This is a genomic window from uncultured Aggregatibacter sp., assembly GCF_901873365.1.
In the GTDB taxonomy this organism is placed as follows: Bacteria; Pseudomonadota; Gammaproteobacteria; order Enterobacterales; family Pasteurellaceae; genus Aggregatibacter.
The window spans coordinates 91,762-111,189 of sequence record NZ_CABFLM010000049.1; the positions used below are offsets into that span (position 1 = coordinate 91,762).

General features: G+C 43.4%; 18 protein-coding genes and 1 pseudogene. 14 read left to right on the top strand and 5 right to left on the bottom strand.

The annotated features are described in order from the left end of the window. Positions 1-44 precede the first annotated feature (44 nt). The 6 genes and pseudogenes from QZ106_RS03135 (at position 45) to accC (ending at position 4,775) form a co-directional block, all read left to right on the top strand. The gene (locus tag QZ106_RS03135; RefSeq protein ID WP_295974116.1) at positions 45-845 is read left to right on the top strand and encodes a class I SAM-dependent methyltransferase; all 801 of its coding nucleotides are present in this window, start codon (positions 45-47) and stop codon (positions 843-845) included. Positions 846-907: 62 nt separating this feature from the next. Next, positions 908-1,198, top strand: a pseudogene (locus QZ106_RS03140) (nucleotidyltransferase domain-containing protein); the annotation flags it as partial. A 21-nt stretch (positions 1,199-1,219) separates the two neighbouring features. Continuing rightward, positions 1,220-2,221: an o-succinylbenzoate synthase gene (gene menC / locus QZ106_RS03145; RefSeq protein ID WP_295974164.1), complete on the top strand. Its 1,002-nt coding sequence runs from the start codon at positions 1,220-1,222 to the stop codon at positions 2,219-2,221. A 106-nt stretch (positions 2,222-2,327) separates the two neighbouring features. Further along, the gene (gene aroQ, locus QZ106_RS03150; protein WP_295974118.1) at positions 2,328-2,777 is read left to right on the top strand and encodes a type II 3-dehydroquinate dehydratase; all 450 of its coding nucleotides are present in this window, start codon (positions 2,328-2,330) and stop codon (positions 2,775-2,777) included. 148 nt (positions 2,778-2,925) lie between these two features. Then, on the top strand, positions 2,926-3,387 hold the full coding sequence (accB, locus tag QZ106_RS03155) for an acetyl-CoA carboxylase biotin carboxyl carrier protein (protein WP_295974121.1): 462 nt from the start codon (positions 2,926-2,928) through the stop codon (positions 3,385-3,387). Between the two features lie 41 nt (positions 3,388-3,428). Next, positions 3,429-4,775, top strand: coding sequence for an acetyl-CoA carboxylase biotin carboxylase subunit (accC, locus tag QZ106_RS03160; RefSeq protein ID WP_209364472.1), 1,347 nt, complete (start codon positions 3,429-3,431; stop codon positions 4,773-4,775). A 166-nt stretch (positions 4,776-4,941) separates the two neighbouring features. Here accC and QZ106_RS03165 read toward each other — a convergent pair whose 3' ends face one another. Next, positions 4,942-5,232: a YfcZ/YiiS family protein gene (locus QZ106_RS03165; RefSeq protein ID WP_295974124.1), complete on the bottom strand. Its 291-nt coding sequence runs from the start codon at positions 5,230-5,232 to the stop codon at positions 4,942-4,944. A gap of 229 nt (positions 5,233-5,461) precedes the next feature. Between QZ106_RS03165 and QZ106_RS03170 the strand changes: the two genes are divergently transcribed. From QZ106_RS03170 to QZ106_RS03185, 4 genes are all read left to right on the top strand, one after another. Then, entirely contained in the window at positions 5,462-6,862 is a 1,401-nt protein-coding gene (locus QZ106_RS03170; protein WP_295974126.1) for an outer membrane protein transport protein, read from the top strand. A 69-nt stretch (positions 6,863-6,931) separates the two neighbouring features. Beyond that, a complete protein-coding gene (locus tag QZ106_RS03175) occupies positions 6,932-7,471 on the top strand; it encodes a methylated-DNA--[protein]-cysteine S-methyltransferase (protein WP_295974127.1) in 540 nt (179 codons plus the stop codon). Next, complete coding sequence (gene mutH / locus QZ106_RS03180) at positions 7,468-8,136, top strand: DNA mismatch repair endonuclease MutH (protein ID WP_295974130.1); 669 nt, start codon at positions 7,468-7,470, stop codon at positions 8,134-8,136. Before QZ106_RS03175 ends, mutH begins: the two co-directional genes overlap by 4 nt. A 64-nt stretch (positions 8,137-8,200) precedes the next feature. Then, entirely contained in the window at positions 8,201-8,947 is a 747-nt protein-coding gene (locus QZ106_RS03185; RefSeq protein WP_295974132.1) for a TerC family protein, read from the top strand. A gap of 196 nt (positions 8,948-9,143) precedes the next feature. Here QZ106_RS03185 and proB read toward each other — a convergent pair whose 3' ends face one another. Then, a complete protein-coding gene (gene proB / locus QZ106_RS03190; RefSeq protein ID WP_295974135.1) occupies positions 9,144-10,250 on the bottom strand; it encodes a glutamate 5-kinase in 1,107 nt (368 codons plus the stop codon). Between the two features lie 162 nt (positions 10,251-10,412). On the opposite strand from proB, the gene QZ106_RS03195 reads away from it, so the two are divergent. Both QZ106_RS03195 and QZ106_RS03200 read left to right on the top strand, forming a co-directional pair. Next, entirely contained in the window at positions 10,413-11,198 is a 786-nt protein-coding gene (locus QZ106_RS03195) for a threonine/serine exporter ThrE family protein (protein ID WP_295974137.1), read from the top strand. Position 11,199: 1 nt separating this feature from the next. After that, complete coding sequence (locus QZ106_RS03200; RefSeq protein WP_295974139.1) at positions 11,200-11,664, top strand: threonine/serine exporter family protein; 465 nt, start codon at positions 11,200-11,202, stop codon at positions 11,662-11,664. A 163-nt stretch (positions 11,665-11,827) separates the two neighbouring features. On the opposite strand, the gene QZ106_RS03205 is transcribed toward QZ106_RS03200, so the two are convergent. The 3 genes from QZ106_RS03205 to QZ106_RS03215 form a co-directional block, all read right to left on the bottom strand. Further along, entirely contained in the window at positions 11,828-12,175 is a 348-nt protein-coding gene (locus tag QZ106_RS03205; protein ID WP_295974142.1) for a YgiW/YdeI family stress tolerance OB fold protein, read from the bottom strand. Between the two features lie 171 nt (positions 12,176-12,346). Then, positions 12,347-14,995: a PqiB family protein gene (locus tag QZ106_RS03210; protein ID WP_295974146.1), complete on the bottom strand. Its 2,649-nt coding sequence runs from the start codon at positions 14,993-14,995 to the stop codon at positions 12,347-12,349. Further along, complete coding sequence (locus tag QZ106_RS03215; RefSeq protein ID WP_295974148.1) at positions 14,955-16,241, bottom strand: paraquat-inducible protein A; 1,287 nt, start codon at positions 16,239-16,241, stop codon at positions 14,955-14,957. The genes QZ106_RS03210 and QZ106_RS03215 overlap by 41 nt, the downstream gene beginning before the upstream one ends. A gap of 214 nt (positions 16,242-16,455) precedes the next feature. On the opposite strand from QZ106_RS03215, the gene proQ reads away from it, so the two are divergent. Both proQ and prc read left to right on the top strand, forming a co-directional pair. Beyond that, complete coding sequence (gene proQ / locus QZ106_RS03220) at positions 16,456-17,073, top strand: RNA chaperone ProQ (protein WP_295974151.1); 618 nt, start codon at positions 16,456-16,458, stop codon at positions 17,071-17,073. A gap of 67 nt (positions 17,074-17,140) precedes the next feature. Continuing rightward, a complete protein-coding gene (gene prc / locus QZ106_RS03225) occupies positions 17,141-19,201 on the top strand; it encodes a carboxy terminal-processing peptidase (protein WP_295974154.1) in 2,061 nt (686 codons plus the stop codon). The last annotated feature ends 227 nt before the right edge of the window (positions 19,202-19,428 follow it).

Genomic DNA, 19,428 nt, shown 5'->3' on the forward strand with positions numbered 1-19,428 from the left:
ATACGACCCAAAACGACCGCACTTAGAATGCCTGAGGATGACTTATGACAATCGACGACATAGATTTTAATGCGCTTTATAAGCAACATCTTATCGCCTGTAATCATTATCATTTGCCGCCGGACAAATGGGATAAAAAAGCGCCCAAAATGGCTGAAAATTTGGTGGGTAAGCCAAGTTGCTATAACGCGCAGTTAATGGCGGCAATGCAAATGCAGCCGGATGAAACCCTCTTGGATATCGGCTGCGGTCCGGGTACATTTGCCGTACCTTTGGCGCAACATTGTCGTCAGGTTTACGCATTGGATTACAGCACGGGCATGTTAGCGGCACTGGCTGAGTTCAAACACGCCCAACAACTGGATAATTTACACTTACTCCATAAATCTTGGGCGGATAACTGGGATGATGTGCCGGCGGCAGATGTGGTACTTGCCTCCCGCTCTACCTTGGTCGATGACTTAGATGATATGATCGCGAAGATCTGTGCCAAAGCCCAAAAACGGGTGTATCTCACTTCGGTGACGCAACGCCATTTTTTAGATGAAGGCGTGTTTTCTGCGATTGGGCGTAATGATATTGGTTTCCCAACCTATATTTACCTGCTCAATCGGCTTTATCAAAAAGGCATTCAAGCGAATCTGAATTTCATTGAAACGGAATCCGGTCGCTTTATGGGCGAAACCTACGAAGACTTACTGGCTTCCGTAGAATTTTCCCTTGGTGCGTTAAATGAACAAGAAAAACAACGTCTTGCGGAGTTTTATTGTCAAAAACAACATCACAATGAACCGATTAAACACGGACAGCCCAAATGGGCGTTAATTTGGTGGGATGTCGCTTAAATGCAGCGAAAATCCCCTGCTTTTATCACGCATTTCATTCATCATAGACGGAGTAACAGACAATGGATTTCGGTTTAACAGAAACAATTATTAAAAAAATCGGTTGGCATTTACGCCATTTCCCCAATGTTGAAACAGCGATTTTGTTTGGCTCGCGCGGGAAAGGGAATTTTCGTGAAGACTCGGATATTGATTTAGCCTTAAAAGGCGATGGCATTACCGATGACATATTGCACGACATTCAGCAAACTCTGTCGCAAACTACCCTTCCGTATAAATTCGATGTAGTCATTTATGACAAGATTACCGATCCGGTTTTACTGGAACATATTCAAGAGGTGGGCAAAATTTTCTATGAAAAGAAAAATTGCGCCATTCAACATCGTCGCTATCAACTTTTCCGTTATTCCATTCCGGTCGATTCGCAACTGATTTTGCGTAATCGCTTTTTGAAAAAGCGCGAAGGCCTTTTGGTGAAAGTGTGCTGTGGGCAAAATGAAGGTTGGGGCGAAATTGCGCCGTTACCGGAGTTTAGCCATGAAACCTTAGACCAAGCCCAAGCTCAAGCCATCGAATGGCTGGAAAAATGGGATCAATCCCGCAGTTGCAATGTGAAATTGGATTTAACGGCGGATTTATATCCTTCTGTGGCGTTCGGACTCAGTTGTGCCTTGATGGAAATGAAAGGTCGCTTGGACGATGAAGGCAATTATCAAACGGCACCTTTATGTTATGGCGATCCGGATGAGCTTTATGAACCGCTGGATCAAATGCAGGGTGAAAAAGTGGCGAAAGTGAAAGTGGGCATGTATGAAGCCAATCGTGATGGCCTGATTGCCGATATGCTGTTAGAAGCGATTCCGGATTTGCAATTACGGCTAGATGCTAATCGCAGTTGGACACCGGCTAAAGCGCAAATGTTTGCTAAATATGTAAAACCTGAGCATCGTGCGCGCATTCAATTTATTGAAGAACCTTGCAAAACCCGTGAGGAAAGTCGCCAATTTGCGGCAAAAACCGGCATTAACATTGCCTGGGATGAAAGCGTACGTGAACCTGATTTTCGTGTGGAAAAAGAACCGCACTTGGCGGCGATTGTAATTAAACCGACCTTGGTGGGTTCTATTGAGCGTTGTGCTGAGTTGATTGCTCAGGCGCACGCGTTAGGTATTAAAGCGGTTATCAGTTCCAGCATTGAAAGTAGCTTTGGTTTAACCCAACTGGCGCGTATGGCAAAACAATATACGCCAAATGTCACGCCGGGCTTAGACACACTGGATTTAATGGATTATCAAGTCGTCAGATCTTGGCCGGGGTCGGAATTACCTGTCGTTGGCTTGGATTCAGAATTCATTACCGAAGTCATTTTAGATTAAAAGTGCGGTCGTTTTTTCGGTTATTTTTTTATAGTGCGGTTTTTACAGATTAGACCAGCCGAAAGCGAAAAATCATTATAATGCGCACAATAAAAAGGAATGTGATATGTTATCAAAATACAACATTTTGCTGTTAAATGGCCCGAATTTGAATATGTTGGGTGTGCGTGAACCGGGTCATTACGGGCATTTATCCTTAGCGGAAATTGAACGGCATTTGCAACAACAAGCGGTAAAACAGCAAGTGGCACTGGATTGTTTTCAAGCCAATAGCGAAGAAAAATTGATTGAGAAAATTCACCAAAGCTTTCAAAAAGTAGATTTTATTATCATCAATCCCGCGGCCTATACCCACACCAGTGTAGCCTTGCGTGATGCGTTACTTGCCGTTGGCATTCCTTTCGTTGAAGTGCATTTATCCAATATTCATAAACGAGAACCGTTTCGTCATCATTCCTATTTTAGCGATGTGGCGGAAAGTGTGATTTGTGGCTGCGGTGCGCAAGGGTATGATTTTGCGCTGCAGTTTGCGGTAAATTATCTTTCAAAAAAGTAAAATTTGACGAAATTTAACGAAAATCACAGAATTTTATCGCCAAAATGATGATTTTGCGGTAATCTCTCGACCGAAAATTTATCTTAATCCACACCGCGCTTTTTTTCTAAAAAGTGCGGTTTAAATTTAATATGTTTTAGGGAAAACTATGGACATTCGTAAAATTAAAAAACTGATTGAATTAGTAGAAGAATCCGGCATCACGGAACTTGAAGTTTCAGAAGAAGAGGGCTCTGTACGTATTAGTCGTGCTACAGTTGCTGCACCGGCAAATGTTCAATATTCCATTCCGGCAGCGGTACCAACACCGGTTGCGGCACCTGCTGCACCTGCCGCAGCACCAGCAGCACCTGCTGCCGCACCTGAGGAAATTGCCGGTCATAAGATCCGCTCTCCGATGGTCGGCACATTCTATCGTAGCCCAAGCCCAGAAGCGAAAGCGTTTGTTGAAGTGGGTCAAACTGTAAAAATGGGTGACGCACTTTGCATCGTTGAAGCGATGAAAATGATGAACCGTATTGAAGCGGATAAAGCAGGTGTAGTAAAAGCTATTTTGGTAAATGATGGTGAGCCTGTCGAATTTGATGAGCCGTTGATTATTATCGAATAATTAACATAGCACACCATAATTTAAACAAGAATGGATTTATTATGTTAGAAAAAGTTGTTATCGCAAATCGCGGCGAAATTGCTCTGCGAATTTTGCGCGCCTGTAAAGAATTGGGTATTAAAACCGTTGCGGTACATTCCACTGCCGACCGTGAATTGAAACACGTTCTGCTTGCGGATGAAACCGTGTGTATTGGTCCGGCTCAATCGGCAAAAAGCTATTTAAATATTCCGGCGATTATTGCCGCAGCCGAAGTGACCGGCGCAGACGCAATTCACCCGGGCTATGGTTTTCTTTCTGAAAATGCGGATTTTGCTGAACAAGTAGAAAGTTCCGGTTTTATCTTCATCGGCCCAACCGCTGACGTAATTCGTTTAATGGGCGATAAAGTGTCCGCCATTAACGCGATGAAAAAAGCGGGCGTACCTTGCGTACCGGGATCTGATGGTCCATTAACCTCTGACATCGCAAAAAATAAAGAAATTGCGAAACGTATCGGCTACCCGATCATTATCAAAGCCTCCGGCGGCGGTGGCGGTCGTGGTATGCGTGTCGTTCGTAGCGAAGAGGCGTTGGAAGAATCTATCGCCATGACGAAAGCAGAAGCCAAAGCGGCTTTCAACAACGACATGGTTTACATGGAAAAATATTTGGAAAACCCACGTCACGTGGAAATTCAAGTATTAGCAGACACCCACGGCAATGCCGTTTACTTGGCAGAGCGTGATTGTTCTATGCAACGTCGCCACCAAAAAGTGGTGGAAGAAGCACCTGCGCCGGGCATTAGCGAAGAAGTACGTCGCGATATTGGTTCCCGTTGTGCGAAGGCTTGTGTGGAAATTGGCTATCGCGGTGCGGGTACGTTTGAATTCTTATATGAAAACGGTGAGTTCTATTTCATTGAAATGAATACCCGTATTCAAGTAGAGCATCCTGTTACCGAAATGATTACCGGTGTGGACTTGGTGAAAGAGCAATTGCGCATTGCTTCCGGCTTGCCGATTTCTTTCAAACAAGAAGACATTAAAGTCAAAGGCCATGCGATAGAATGTCGTATTAATGCAGAAGATCCAAAAACCTTCTTGCCATCACCGGGCAAAGTTGATCATTTACATTCTCCGGGCGGTTTAGGTGTGCGTTGGGATTCGCACATTTACGCAGGTTACACGGTTCCTCCGCATTATGATTCCATGATTGCGAAATTGATTACTTACGGCGATACCCGTGAAGTGGCGATCCGTCGTATGCAAAATGCGTTATCAGAAACCATCATTGACGGCATTAAAACCAATATTCCGTTGCATGAACTGATTCTTGAAGATAAAAACTTCCAAAAAGGTGGCACCAATATCCACTATTTGGAGAAAAAATTAGGCATGCACGAATAATAAAACTGCCAATAATAGATTCGGCTCGGTAAGTGCGGTAAAAATTTAACACGTTTTTACCGCCTTTTTATTGTATCAATCCATAATCACTCGGGATGTGCCAAATCATCTACAAAAAAAAGCTTAAGTTCTCACACTTAAGCTTTTTTCTTTTTTACACACGAAATTAGCGCGTAGAAAGTTGGAAAATCATGGATTCCGCTTGGCAGCAAAATTCAAAGGTAGCTTTCAATTTAACGCCATTTTCCACCGCACTTATTTCGCTGCGAATGGTGCAAGGATCACTTTCTGCTGCGCGTGCTTTTTCAGTCAAATATTCTAATGCTTCTTTTGCCTGCGCTTCCGTGGCATACACCTGTTCAAAATCAATGGTACAATCAGAACCATCAATGACGGTGCCAACATCAACACAGCAACATACTTTCGCTTCTTCAGCTTGGCATTTTAACGAGCTCATGTTCTCTCCTTTATAAAATCAGTTGATACTTTCAACTAGTTTAGCAATTATTAAAATACAACACAAAATTTAACCGCACTTTTCCTGCCTGACTGGTCTGAACACTTTATAAAAATCGAAAAGAACATTGCTCCCTCTCCCTGCCTTTCTTAGAATGACCAACTTTTAAAATAACAACCAAAAACTTTGACCAGACGCCACCTTCGGGCAGGCACAAAAAGGGAATAAAATGACAACAAGCAAATTGACAAAAACACTCCTCTCTACACTTCTTCTTGGTGCTACAACCGGCGCATCCGCTGCCGCATTCCAATTAGCAGAAGTTTCCACCTCCGGTTTAGGTCGTGCTTATGCCGGTGAAGCGGCGATGGCAGATAACGCCTCTGTAGTCGCCACCAACCCAGCGTTAATGAACCTCTTCAAACAAAATGCCTTTTCTGCCGGCGGTGTTTACGTGGATTCTCGTATTCACATGAGAGGCCCGGTGCGTGCCAACGTACTCGGTGTTGAGGTCGCACAAGGTTCAGCCAATCACAAAAGCGTTGTACCCGGTTCGTTTATTCCGAATATGTATTTTGTTTCACCGGTTAACGATAAATTCGCTATCGGCGCCGGCATGAACGTGAACTTCGGCTTAAAAAGTGAATACGAAGATGGCTATGACGCCGGGCTTTTTGGTGGGAAAACCGATTTAACAGCCATTAATTTAAATCTCAGTGGTGCTTATCGCATGACTGAAAACTGGAGCGCCGGTTTAGGTTTAAACGCGATTTACGCTAAAGCCAAAGTGGAACGCACCGCCGGTATTTTAGACACCGCCATCGATAATGTACGCACCAGCCCGGCATTACAACGACAACTTGCCGCAAGAGCCGCAGCTGCAGGTTTGCCACCAACAGGTTTAATGGCTCGTCTTGGCGGATTAGGCGCACAAATTAATAAAGACACCTTGCTCACGCATTTACAAGACAAAGCCGCTTGGGCATTCGGTTGGAACGCCGGTTTACTCTATCAATTCGATGAAAAAAATCGCATTGGTCTCGCTTATCACGCCAAAGTAGATATTGATTTTAAAGATAACAATGCCATCAGTTACGCACCACGTGGCACTTCTGCTTATGTCGGCGAAGGCGAACTGACGTTACACTTGCCAAGCTATTGGGAACTGTCCGGCTTCCACCAACTGACCAATAAATTAGCGTTGCATTATAGTTACAAATACACACAATGGCATCGCTTAAAAGATCTTCATGCGACCTATAACAACGGTCAAGTGGCGTTCCACAAAGACGAAGGCTATCGTAATAACTCACGTTTCGCGTTGGGAACAACCTATGATTTAACCGAGCAGTTAACCCTACGCGCAGGGGTAGCTTATGATAAAAGTGCCGCCGGAGAACATCATTCAGCCTCCATTCCGGATACCGACCGCACTTGGTATAGCGTGGGTGCGACCTATAAATTCACGCCGAATTTTGACGTAGATTTCGGTTATGCTTACCTATACGGGAAAAAACTTAACTTTAAAGAAACACAAAGCTTAGCTAATGGCTTGGTTGTGGTTGAGGCTGATTATCGTTCAAAAGCGTCTGCCAACCTTTACGGTTTAAACCTCAATTACCGTTTCTAATCGGCATAAAAATTCCGCATAATATAAGCGTACTTCGGTACGCTTTTATTTTTTGAAACAGAGGAAAATATGACCGCACTTTTTTACCGCTATTACGCCTCGCCCATCGGCAAATTGCTGATGCTATCTGATGGCACGTATTTGACCCATTTGGATTTTGAGCAGGAACAATTTGCGCCCAATCCCAAATGGCAGGAAAACAACGATTTAGCCCTGTTTACGCAAGTTTGTTCGGCACTTGATCGGTATTTCAATGGCGAACCGGAACGTTTTGATGACATTCCGTTGGCACCGCAAGGCACGCCATTTCAGCAACGCATTTGGCAGGCTCTACGCCAAATCGGCCATGGCGAAACCACAAGTTATGGCGAGTTGGCCAAACGCATTGAGAACCCCAATGCGGTGCGTGCGGTGGGTGGCGCAGTCGGGAGCAACCCGATTAGTATTATCATTCCTTGCCACCGCATTTTAGGCAAAGACGGAACACTGACCGGATTCGGTGGCGGCTTAGTCGCTAAACGTTTTCTGCTCCAGCTGGAAAATATCCCTTATATTGATAAAGGCAAAGAAACGGTTAAACCTCGTTTTTTCAAGAAATATCACTCATGATCCCAAAAACGACTGAAGAACTTCTTTCCCGTGCGCAGGCCATTGCCGGACTGAGTTTTGGCGACTTAGCGACACAACTCGGCATTCCCGTGCCACCGGATTTAAAACGTGATAAAGGCTGGGTGGGTATGCTGCTTGAAACAGCACTGGGGGCAACGGCAGGCAGCAAAGCAGAACAGGACTTCCGCCATTTAGGTATTGAGTTAAAAACGATCCCCATTAACGCGCAAGGCTATCCTTTGGAAACCACGTTCGTAAGTCTTGCCCCTCTCATCCAAAATAGCGGCGTAAATTGGCAAAATTCTCATGTACGCCATAAGTTGTCTCGCGTTCTTTGGATTCCTATTGAGGGAAGCCGTTCTATTCCCTTGGCAGAAAGACGCATCGGTATCCCTATCCTTTGGCAACCTACCGAACAGCAAGAACACTTACTGCAACGCGATTGGGAAGAACTCATGGACTACATCGTGCTAGGTCAACTGGATAAAATCAATGCACGATTAGGGGAAGTCTTACAGCTTCGCCCGAAAGGCGCGAATAGCAAGTCCTTAACCAAAGGTATCGGCAAAAATGGCAAAATTATCGATACACTTCCTCTTGGTTTTTACTTGCGTAAAGCATTTACCCACGAAATTCTGCAACAATTTGTGCAGCAGAGCATTTAGCCTCTTTTCATTTCATCGTCAAAGCTATATGATCGCGCACCCATTTGTACTTTAAGGAAACATTATGTTTGAATGGCTATTCAGCCCTGAGGCGTTAGTCGCCTTATTTACCCTTGCGGCATTAGAAATCGTATTGGGTATCGACAATATTATTTTAATCAGCATTCTTGTTGCCAAATTACCGGAAAAACAACGTCAACCGGGGCGTATTATCGGGTTAGGTCTGGCAATGGGAACACGTATCCTACTTTTATTAACACTTTCTTGGATGATGCGACTTACTGAGCCGCTCTTTGAGATTCTGGGCAAAGGCGTCTCCGGCCGTGATTTGATTCTCTTCTTTGGTGGTTTATTCTTGATCGTCAAAAGTATGAATGAAATTCGCGAAGCGATGGTGCCACATAAGGAAGAGGCACATCACGAAAACCATAAGAAAGTGAGTTTTATCGGCGTATTGATTCAAATTGCCTTGCTGGACATCGTCTTCTCACTCGACTCCGTGATTACGGCGGTGGGGATGGTCAATCAAATTGGCATTATGGTCAGCGCCATTATTATCGCCGTGGGCATGATGATGTTTGCCGCGAAACCCATCGGTGATTTTGTGGAAAGCCACCCAACCTTCAAAATTTTAGCGTTGACCTTTTTGATCCTCATTGGGGTAACCTTAATCATTGAAAGTGCCGGTATTCATGTTCCTAAAGCGTATATTTATTTTGCTATGGGCTTTTCTGTGCTGGTGGAATCACTGAACACAAAAATGCGAAAAAATTTTGCGAAACAAAAATCAAATTCATCCTCTATAGAGTAAAAATACGATGAAAAAAGTGCGGTAAAAAAATCACCGCACTTTCTCTTAAATCAACGCCTTTAACACCTTTGGCTCCTATTCAATTACGCAATGTAACATGCCACATGGAATACGCCACATCAAGTACATCATATAGGGCATAACGACATAAAACACTATCAAATATCTAGAAAGTGCGGTCAACATTTATTGCACTTTACAACACAATCATATCATCACGATGTACTGCAACGGCGCCATATTCATAGCCTAAAATGTTTTCGATATCTTGCGAATGTTTACCTTTGATAAGCTCTAACGCATCGCTATTATAACGCGGCATACCCAGTGCAATATCCTTGCCTGAACGCGTGCAAATACGCACCACTTCGCCACGGGAGAAACGTCCGCTGACTTCGACGATACCTGCCGGCAATAAGGATTTATGCTGAATTAACACCGCACTTTCGGCACCGTCATCCACCACCAACACCCCGGCCGAGGGTGCCGCGAATAACCACTGTTTACGACTTTCCAAACGATCCGCCTGCATGGTGAATTTCGTACCAATCGCCTGATCATAGGCCAAATCGACAATCACATTGGCTTGGTTGCCCGGTGCAATGATGGTTTCAATGCCGGAGCGGGTAGCAACATCTGCAGCCATAATTTTGGTGGACATCCCGCCTGTGCCTAAATTCGTCCCGCTACCACCGGCAATAGAACGAATATGATCGGTGATTTTATCCACCACAGGAATTAATTTCGCTTGCGGGTTTTTACGCGGGTCGCTGTCAAATAACCCTTGCTGATCCGTAAGCAAATAAAGCTGCTCTGCTTGCACTAAAATCGCCACCAATGCCGATAAATTATCGTTATCCCCGACTTTAATTTCCGCCGTTGCCACCGCGTCATTTTCATTGATGACCGGGATAATCTGATTGTCTAACAATGCCTGTAACGTGTCGCGGGCATTCAAAAAACGTTCGCGATCTTCAATATCGGCGCGGGTTAGCAACATCTGTCCAATGTGAATGTCATAAATCGCAAATAATTTTTCCCAGGTTTGGATTAGCTGGCTCTGTCCCACTGCCGCCAATAATTGCTTAGAGGCCACTGTTGGTGGCAATTGCGGATGATTCAAATAATGACGCCCCGCCGCAATAGCGCCGGAGGTGACGATCACAAAGCGAAAACCGGCTTGATGTAATTGCGCAAGTTGACGCACAATTTCCATCATATAAGCCAAATTCAATTTTGGGGAACCTTGGGTTAAAGTGCTGGTACCAAATTTCACGACAATCGTTTTATGATGATGTTGCATACTGACTCCTCATTGAAAATACGTTTAAGTTAGCATAAATCCTAAAATTTATCTAAAAATCACACCGCACTTTTGCGCCTGTTTCGAGAGGATTTCATTAAGCGTTTTTTGTTTTATGAGAAAGGTCTATAATGCTATGCGTTTATTTTAGGTCGATTCATTATGACAAAAGAAAATATCACGCACGAAGATCAACGGGAAATCACGCGGTTATGCGTGCAAACGGCGCTGTTATTGCTACAACATGGTGCAGAAAGCACCGTCGTGGCGCAAATGGCGCAACGCCTTGGCTTGGCATTAGGGGTTGAAAGTGTCGAATGCGCCCTCACGGCTAATGCCGTCATTATTACTACCTTGGCGAATGATCACTGTATTACCACCACCCGCAAAAACAGCGACAAAGGCATTAATATGCAAATGGTGACGGACGTTCAACGCATCGTAATTTCTGCCGAACATAAAATATACAACCTGCACATGGTCAGGAAGAAGCTCGAACAACTCAAGCCATTAAAATATAACCGTTATTTCGTACTCTTGATGATTGGCTTATCCTGCGCCTCTTTTGCTCATTTATCGGGCGGTGATGCACTGATTTCGCTCATCACCTTCATCGCTGCCTCGGTTGCCATGTTTGTGCGACAAGAATTATCCAAACGGCATTACAATCCGATCATCGTCTTTGCCGTGACCTCTTTCGTTGCTTCACTTCTTGCCGGTATCAGCTTGAAATATCAACTCGGTAACGATCCGCAAATTGCCTTAGCGTCCAGTGTGTTATTGCTGGTACCCGGCTTTCCGCTCATCAATTCTTTGGCAGATATTTTAAAAGGGTATGTGAATATGGGGATCGGGCGTTGGGCAATCGCCACTATTCTCACTTTCGGCGCTTGTCTCGGCATTGTGTTTGCCTTAAGCGTACTCAACATCACCACTTGGGGACATTAAGATGAATTGGTTACTGCTATTATTGGATGATATGTTTTTTGCCGCGATTCCGGCGGTGGGGTTTGCCTTGGTGTTTAATGTGCCACCGAAAGCGTTAAAATATTGCGCACTCCTCGGTGCGCTTGGACATGTTACACGCACGATTCTCATGTATAACGATGTGCCTATCGTCTTTGCCACCTTAGTGGGCGCGGCATTAATCGGTTTTATCGGCGTGCATTTGTCTCATCGTTATCTGGCACATCCGAAAGTGTTTACTGTCGCTGCCATTATTCCCATGATTCCCGGCGTACAAGCATACAAAGCAATGATTGCCATCGTACAAATTCACCACTACGGCTTTTCCAACGCTTTATTTGAACAAATGATCGCTTCTTTTATTAACACGACCTTTATTCTCGGCGCGTTAGTTTTCGGCTTAGCCTTACCGGGTTTACTGTTCTATCGGGAAAAACCCGTAGTATAAAAAAATCGTGGTATAAAAACTGTAGTATAAAAAACCGTGGTATAAAAACTTGAGAAATAACAACCGCACTTTCATTGTTACATCACGCAGGAAAAACGCTTTAAAAGTGCGGTTGGTTTAATGGCTGTTTACATCCAATCAATGCCGAGGTAACACCGTGGCATTATTGAATTTTTCGAATTTGATACACATCGATCGTGGTGGGCATGATAAAACCTTTATCAATAGCCCCTTCAATGCGGACACGATCGTTTGGCGTAATATTGATACCGTTCCAAGCATAATCACCCACACCTACCTTAATTTCCCCCGTAGCATCGCGAAAAATAAATTCGTCATCATCAATTTGGCGAACCAATCGTCCCTCTAGCGCTACAACAGAATGCGCCTCCATGGACTTGACGGCCTGCACCGTCACCAAACAACTATCCAACTCATTCACATTCCGAAAACCGGCAAACAGGTCTGAGGAGACCATCAGCAAGGTTGTGAGTGTGATTGCATGTTTCATAAGTACTCCAGAAATAAAAATAAAGAAAAATAAAATAAAAAAAGAAAACCTCTTAGCTAATTCCTAGCTAAGAGGTCGGACATTATAAAAAGAAAATTGGGAAAAATCTTCCGATTTTCTTACCTTTTACTTAATTTACACAACCTAACAAAAAGCTGATATTTCTACACATTATTGAGCCGGTAAGGCACCTTGATTCCACTTTTGTGCATCCGTCGGACGTTTTACTTGCAACAAGAAATGCTGATTCGCCTTCGCTTGTGCCTGCACAACAGTGCCTGATGGCGTAGAGAAAGAGATTCCGCCTTTCAGCAGTTGTTGTACGCTGCCGGTATTGAATTGTGCGCCGCCGGTAAGACTCAAGCTAAAGTCATAGCCGGAGGCGATCCAAAACTCAGAATTTTGACGAACTAAATGCTGATATTTCGGTGCAATAAGCACATGGATCAAGACCCGATCACCCAACGTATTCAATTCGAGGTTTTTAATCGTCCCCACTTCTACCCCACGATACATAATAGGCGATCCTGCTGTGATATTCAGTGCATCATTGGTTTCTAGCACAAGCGGTAAACCGTTGGTATATTTGATGTTATTGTTAACCGCTTGGCTGAGAGCAAATTGGGTTTTGGTTTTACCGGCGCCCACTTCCACATCAATATAAGGTTGCAACAGGCTATCGATATTCTCAATGCCGCCGGCAGAAATCTTCGGTGAAATCACGTTAAAACGGGATCCTTCCTTAGCAATCAACCCCATGTAATTTGGATGAATCAACGCTTTAGCAATAATTTTGTGACTCTTTTGATCAAGTTGAACACTCTCAATTTCCCCAATATTCAGCCCAAGATAGCGCAATGCCATGCCTTTGCTGAGGTTGGTGGCATCCTCTGCCGTTAATATGATTTGTTGACCGGCTGATTTCGCACGCAATTCATTTGGATAAAGGGTGTGATTATTTTTACCGCCACTATTATCAAAACTGATTGCGCCTTTGAGTGAGCGTGCCACCGGTGCAGCCTGAATACTAATGCCTTTTGGCGTGATATCAATTTGCGCCGCACTTTCCACCCAGAATACGCTTTTCTCTGTTAACAAATGCTGATATTTCGGATAAATAAACACATCCACCGCAAAGTTTTGGGTTTGTGGACGGATGTCTAAAATTTTTCCGACTTCATACTGACGATAAAGCACTAAAGAGCCCTTATTAATACTCGGCAAATTCGTGGTATTTAAGGTAACGGTCGGTTTAGGTTGCGAATCGGTAATACCGGCTTCCGCATTACTTAAATCGCGATAAAGCGCATAGGTATCTTTTGGCGCGTTTTTAGCTTTTCCGGCCACGACACGAATACCGCCTTGTAACCATTTTTCCGGTGTTGCAGCCTCAAAGCGTAAACCGTCAATGCCGATACTAACATCGAAATTCGAGGCAGCAACAAAGAGTGTATCGCTATGAATTAAATGACGATATTCGCCGGCGATAGCCACTTTAAATTTCACGTCATCCGTATCAATATGCTGCGCCACAATTTCACCGATTTGGATATTGTTATACATCAACGGCTGCCCTTCGCTCACGCCATAAGTTTCCGGTGCGGTGAGCGTGAGTACCAAGGTGTTAGGCTGTTTTAGCAACAGTTCGCTTTCTTTAGTAACATCAAACGCCATTTTACTGTCACCGTTCCCCGGCAAGACTTCAAAATATTTTCCACGCAGTAGCTTTTGGATATTCGTTAAATCAGCCAGCCCCGGCTTTTTCTCGCGTAGCACAATATTAGAACCGGTCTTAAATAAATCCGCCAAGTTCGGCTCAATGAGCAATGAACCACTGAGCATTTCATCGTTATCTTCCACCGTACTTAATTTCGACAAGACACCGATTTCCATGTTTTGGTAATACACGCGGGTTTTACCCTCTTCCAATCCGGCGGTATTGGGAATATTGACATCAATATTGATACCACGTTTCGCCGCTTGTAAATTAGAATAAAGCGTATATTTTTCATTCATATCCGCCTTCGCGCTTTCATTTGGCGAATCAAAAGCAACCGCGCCTTGAACCACGGAATTTAAACTGTCCATGTTTACATTTAAACCTGAAACACCGAGGCTCGCACTAATGCCGCTAATATTCCAAAAACGGCTGTCTTTTTTCACAAATTTGGCATAAGGCTTATCAATGACCACATCAATTTCCACTTTTTTTCCGTCTTCAGAGAAATGATAGTCATAGATTTTACCGACCGGCATTTTTTTATAATAAATAGATGCGCCAATAGAAATGGAACCCAAATCTTCCGAAACCAAATGAATCAACAAATCACCGGGATTGAGTTGGGCAATCGGTCCTTCCGTTTCCGCAACAAATTTATGTTCCGAATCCCCATCACCGGGTTGCAACGTAATGTAGTTACCGGAGACTAACGCATCCAAACCGGAAATACCGGCCAAAGAAGCACTTGGCTTCACCAACCAAAATTTGGTGTTTTTACGGAGAACGCTTTTGGCTTCGGGATAAATATTGGCGACCACATCCACTTTCTGCAAGTCATTGGTGAAATTCACTTTCTTCACCACGCCGATCTGCAATCCTTGATAACGAATCTGCGTTTTCCCCGCAACAATGCCATCACCACTGGAAAAGGTGATTCGAATACTAATGCCTTGCTCTTGCACAATCTGGAAGAACAAAACGGCGCCGATACATAAAGCGATAAAAGGAAGTAACCAGAAAGGTGAAATTCGTTTACTTTGACGAACTTTTGCCACAACTTCAGTTTCCGGCATGGAGGTGTTTTGCTTGTTGTTTGTCATAGATTTCCCAAATTAAGCGGCTGTCAAATTGTTCCGCTGCAACCATTGTTAAAAATACAGCAGCACCGAAATAAAAGGCGGCCGTACCTACAGAAAAATCAATAATTTGTCCGCGCGTAACCAAGGACATCATTAATGCTAATACGAATAAATCCAACATAGACCAACGGCCGACAAAATGCACAAGATGTAATAAACGCATTTGCCAACGAATGGAATGTTTGAGCTTAAAATGCACGCAAATCAGCAAATATAACATAATCAAGACTTTGCTAATCGGCACAAAAATACTGGCGATAAAGACGATAAAGGCGATGAAATAGCTTCCTATTTCCATAAAACTCATCACACCTGACATCAGCGTATCTGCACTAGGCGCACCGTTTAAATAAACCACCGACATTGGCAATAAATTAGCGGGGAATAGCATGATAATACCGGCAAGTAATAATGCCCACGTGCGTTGCAATCGAATAGAAGGGGGAATGTCGATTTGTGACAAACAGCGAGGACAGATATCTCGCCCCTTACGATCAGATAACGGATCAATAAAGCTATACTGACAAGCATGACAATAGCGCAAATCCTCTGCCTTCGTGAGTTCATTCACGCCTTTGCTTTGAGGATAGAAATCGTTCCACACTTCGGTCGGGTTAATTTTAATAAACAGTAATGTGGTTAAAAGTGCGGTGAAAACAAAGGCAATTAAATAGATATCCAATTGTAACGTGGCATATTCGCGCACTTTAAAAATACTCACACCTAAAGCCACCAAATACACGTCAAACATTACCCAAGGTTTGATATAGCCAAGAGAAATTAACAAATTGCGTGGCTGAATTTTCATCATTTTGGATAACTGCAATAAAATGACCAACAATGCAAAAACAATGGGCATAAAAACGGCACAAATAAAAATTAAAAACGCCGTATATGAAAATCCTTGGGTCGCCATTTTCCACACGCCCAACCAAACCGAGGCATCGATTTTTTCTCCAAGCAAATCAATGCTAAGTAATGGATACGTTAATGCAAAAGGCATGAGAATTAATATTGAAATGGCAATGATCGCGCAGCGCTTTAAACTCCAACCTCCACTGGTGTACAAAACATGGTGACAGCGTGGGCACACCGCACTTTGCCCCTGTTGCAAGGTGGAAATTTTAACCACAGCATTACAACCACCACAACGGACGATGCGGTAGAAATTCGCATTGGCAAAATTCACAGAAGAAGTTGCTGTCATGAGTAAGATGATCCAAGGGCCAAAAGAGAACGTATTCTACACTGTATTTCCATGCTTTTGTATGTATTCCTACATTTTCTAAATAAGTGCGGTCATTTTTAACCATGTTTTTTTATTTATCAAGCCGGAAATCGATTATTAATTGTCATTTTTTCTGAAAGTGAGCTAAACTATGGCGAGTTTCTCTACTTAAAAATCGATGCAGGATTTCATTATGACCGAAGTACAAAAGTTAACGAATAACAAAGAAATTATTGCTTATTTAGCGGAAAAATTTCCGCGTTGTTTTTCAATCGAAGGCGAAGCAAAACCATTAAAAATCGGCTTGTTTCAAGATCTCAGCGAAGCATTAAAAGACGATGAGCGCGTCAGCAAAACCCAACTACGCCAAGCCTTACGCCAATACACGTCAAATTGGCGTTATTTACACGGCTGTCGCGCCGGCACTGTACGCGTAGATTTAAACGGAAATCCTGCCGGCGAATTGGAGCAAGAACACGCTGAACACGCCGCAAAACAATTGGCCGAAGCCAAAGCAGCTGTTGCACAAAAACGTGCGGCAGAAAGAGCAGAGAAAGGCGAAGTTGAGAAAAAAGACGCACCACGCCGCCATAAACGTACCACCAAACCAAGCGAAAAACCTGCCCGTAAACCTAAAATGACATTAAATAATGTGGATATGACCTCACTCCAAAAAGGTCAACACGTGAAAGTAAAAGTCGGTGAACGTGCGCAACGTGCTGTGGTGTTAGCATTTTCTAATGAAACCGCCCGTGTAGAATTAGATAATGGTGTCGTCATCAACATCACCGCTGATCGTTTGTTTGCCTAGTTTAGATTTCAATAGAGTTATCTTGCCGGATAACTTTTTTTATTGCGTATTTATTAGGAAAGCCTGAATGGAATTAACTAAAACGAAAAATTATTTGACCGCACTTGTGTTAGGGGTGCTTTTTCTTAATATCAGTGTTGCAGATGCCGTGCAACCAAAACTCAAAGCCAGCGATCTCGTGACATTGCAGCCTTCAGAGGCGAATATGTTCGCCACCAAGCGTGCCACTACTCGCCTAACACAATCTCATTATCGTAAATTTCAACTTGATGACGAATTTTCGGAAAAGATTTTTGATCGTTATCTTAAGGCGCTCGATTTTAATCGTACGACTTTTTTGCAATCCGATATCGATGAAATGCGTGAAAAATACGGCAAGAAAATTGATGACGAATTAAATGCCGGTACATTAACCATTGCTTTTGATATGTATGATTTAATGATGAAACGCCGTTATGAGCGTTATCGTTATGCGTTGTCATTGTTAGATAAAGAACCGGATTTAACCGGTGATGATCAAATTGAAATTGATCGTGAAAAAGCGCCTTGGCCAAAAACCGAAGCAGACGCTGAAAAATTGTGGGAAGCCCGTGTTAAAAACGACATTATCAATTTGAAATTAAAAGATAAAAAATGGCCGGAAATTAAAGAAAAACTCGTTAAGCGTTACAATTTAGCCATTCGTCGTCTCACACAAACCAAAGCAGATGATGTGGTGCAAACCTATCTGAATGCCTTTGCGCGTGAAATTGATCCGCACACCAGCTATTTAGCACCACGCACAGCAAAAAGCTTTAATGAAAGCATGAACCTGTCTCTAGAGGGGATTGGTGCAACATTGCAATCTGAAGATGATGAAACCAGTATCAAATCTTTAGTGCCGGGCGCGCCGGCGGCTCGCAGCAAAAAACTCAAAGCTGGAGATAAAATCGTTGGTGTTGGCCAAGAAAAAGGCGAAATCGAAGATGTTGTCGGCTGGCGTTTAGAAGACATTGTTGACAAAATTAAAGGCAAAAAAGGTTCTAAAGTTCGCTTAGAAGTCGAACCGGCGAAAGGCGGAAAATCGCGCATCGTCACACTGGTTCGAGACAAAATCCGCATTGAAGATCAAGCCGCCAAATTAACCATTGAAAAAGTTGATGGTATCAATGTCGCCGTGATTAAAATCCCAAGTTTTTATCTTGGCTTAACGGAAGATGTGAAGAAACTGCTGACTGAAATGCAAAGCAAAAATGCCTCTGCATTAATTGTTGATTTGCGTGAAAACGGCGGTGGTGCCTTAACAGAAGCCGTTGGATTAAGCGGTTTGTTTATTAGCGATGGTCCTGTCGTACAAGTGCGTGATGCATATCAACGTATTCGTGTGCATGAAGATCCGGATAATGCGCAACAATATTCCGGACCGCTATTGGTGATGATTAACCGCTTTAGTGCCTCCGCATCCGAGATTTTTGCTGCGGCAATGCAAGACTACAACCGCGGTATCATTATCGGTCAAAACACTTATGGTAAAGGCACCGTACAACAAAGCCGCTCATTGAATTTTGTGTATGATTTAGATCAAACGCCATTAGGTTTATTGCAATACACTATCCAAAAATTCTATCGAATTAATGGCGGAAGCACGCAGCTAAAAGGTGTCGCACCGGATATTACCTTCCCTGATGTCATTGATATGAAAGAATATGGTGAAGAGAAAGAAGACAATGCGTTACCTTGGGATAAAATGCCGTCGGTAAATTATGCCGAAGTGGCAAACGCACGACATTCCATCGCTGAATTAGCACAAAAACATCGTGATAGAATGGCGAAAGATCCGGAATTTATCGCCTTAAACGAGGATTTAAACGTGCGTGATGAACGCCGTGATCGTAAATTCTTATCCCTGAATTATGAAAAACGTAAAGCAGAAAATGATAAAGACGATGACAAACGTTTGAAAGACTTAAATGCCCGCTTTAAGCGTGAAGGCAAGAAACCATTGAAAGACATTAACGATTTACCGAAAGATTACGAAGCGCCGGATTTCTTCTTGAAAGAAGCGGAAGCCATTGCGGTAGATGTGGTTAAATTCAATGGTGAAAAGGCTGCAATTAAGGCCGCTGACAACAAACCGGCAAATCCCTAAACGTTTTCGTTTTTGACCGCACTTTCACGCTTTCCGCTGATAATTAGCAGGAAAGCGTGCCAAAACAAAATAGGACAGGCAACACCTGTCCTATCGCATACTCAAGTCCATCTAGAATTGTAGCGTGCAACTTGTTGCACGAAATCATGAATGCCCGAAAAAGTTAAATAACGTTCCGTGCGTAATTTGGTCGTGCATCAAGATGCACGCTACGAACTGAAAATTTG

Bases quoted from the DNA above. Each gene is read 5' to 3' on its own strand.
- QZ106_RS03135 (WP_295974116.1), top strand. From the start codon at position 45: ATGACAATCGACGACATAGATTTTAATGCGCTTTATAAGCAACATCTT.
- aroQ (WP_295974118.1), top strand. From the start codon at position 2,328: ATGTTATCAAAATACAACATTTTGCTGTTAAATGGCCCGAATTTGAAT.
- accB (WP_295974121.1), top strand. From the start codon at position 2,926: ATGGACATTCGTAAAATTAAAAAACTGATTGAATTAGTAGAAGAATCC.
- accC (WP_209364472.1), top strand. From the start codon at position 3,429: ATGTTAGAAAAAGTTGTTATCGCAAATCGCGGCGAAATTGCTCTGCGA.
- QZ106_RS03165 (WP_295974124.1), bottom strand. From the start codon at position 5,232: ATGAGCTCGTTAAAATGCCAAGCTGAAGAAGCGAAAGTATGTTGCTGT.
- QZ106_RS03170 (WP_295974126.1), top strand. From the start codon at position 5,462: ATGACAACAAGCAAATTGACAAAAACACTCCTCTCTACACTTCTTCTT.
- QZ106_RS03175 (WP_295974127.1), top strand. From the start codon at position 6,932: ATGACCGCACTTTTTTACCGCTATTACGCCTCGCCCATCGGCAAATTG.
- mutH (WP_295974130.1), top strand. From the start codon at position 7,468: ATGATCCCAAAAACGACTGAAGAACTTCTTTCCCGTGCGCAGGCCATT.
- QZ106_RS03185 (WP_295974132.1), top strand. From the start codon at position 8,201: ATGTTTGAATGGCTATTCAGCCCTGAGGCGTTAGTCGCCTTATTTACC.
- proB (WP_295974135.1), bottom strand. From the start codon at position 10,250: ATGCAACATCATCATAAAACGATTGTCGTGAAATTTGGTACCAGCACT.
- QZ106_RS03195 (WP_295974137.1), top strand. From the start codon at position 10,413: ATGACAAAAGAAAATATCACGCACGAAGATCAACGGGAAATCACGCGG.
- QZ106_RS03200 (WP_295974139.1), top strand. From the start codon at position 11,200: ATGAATTGGTTACTGCTATTATTGGATGATATGTTTTTTGCCGCGATT.
- QZ106_RS03205 (WP_295974142.1), bottom strand. From the start codon at position 12,175: ATGAAACATGCAATCACACTCACAACCTTGCTGATGGTCTCCTCAGAC.
- QZ106_RS03210 (WP_295974146.1), bottom strand. From the start codon at position 14,995: ATGACAAACAACAAGCAAAACACCTCCATGCCGGAAACTGAAGTTGTG.
- QZ106_RS03215 (WP_295974148.1), bottom strand. From the start codon at position 16,241: ATGACAGCAACTTCTTCTGTGAATTTTGCCAATGCGAATTTCTACCGC.
- proQ (WP_295974151.1), top strand. From the start codon at position 16,456: ATGACCGAAGTACAAAAGTTAACGAATAACAAAGAAATTATTGCTTAT.
- prc (WP_295974154.1), top strand. From the start codon at position 17,141: ATGGAATTAACTAAAACGAAAAATTATTTGACCGCACTTGTGTTAGGG.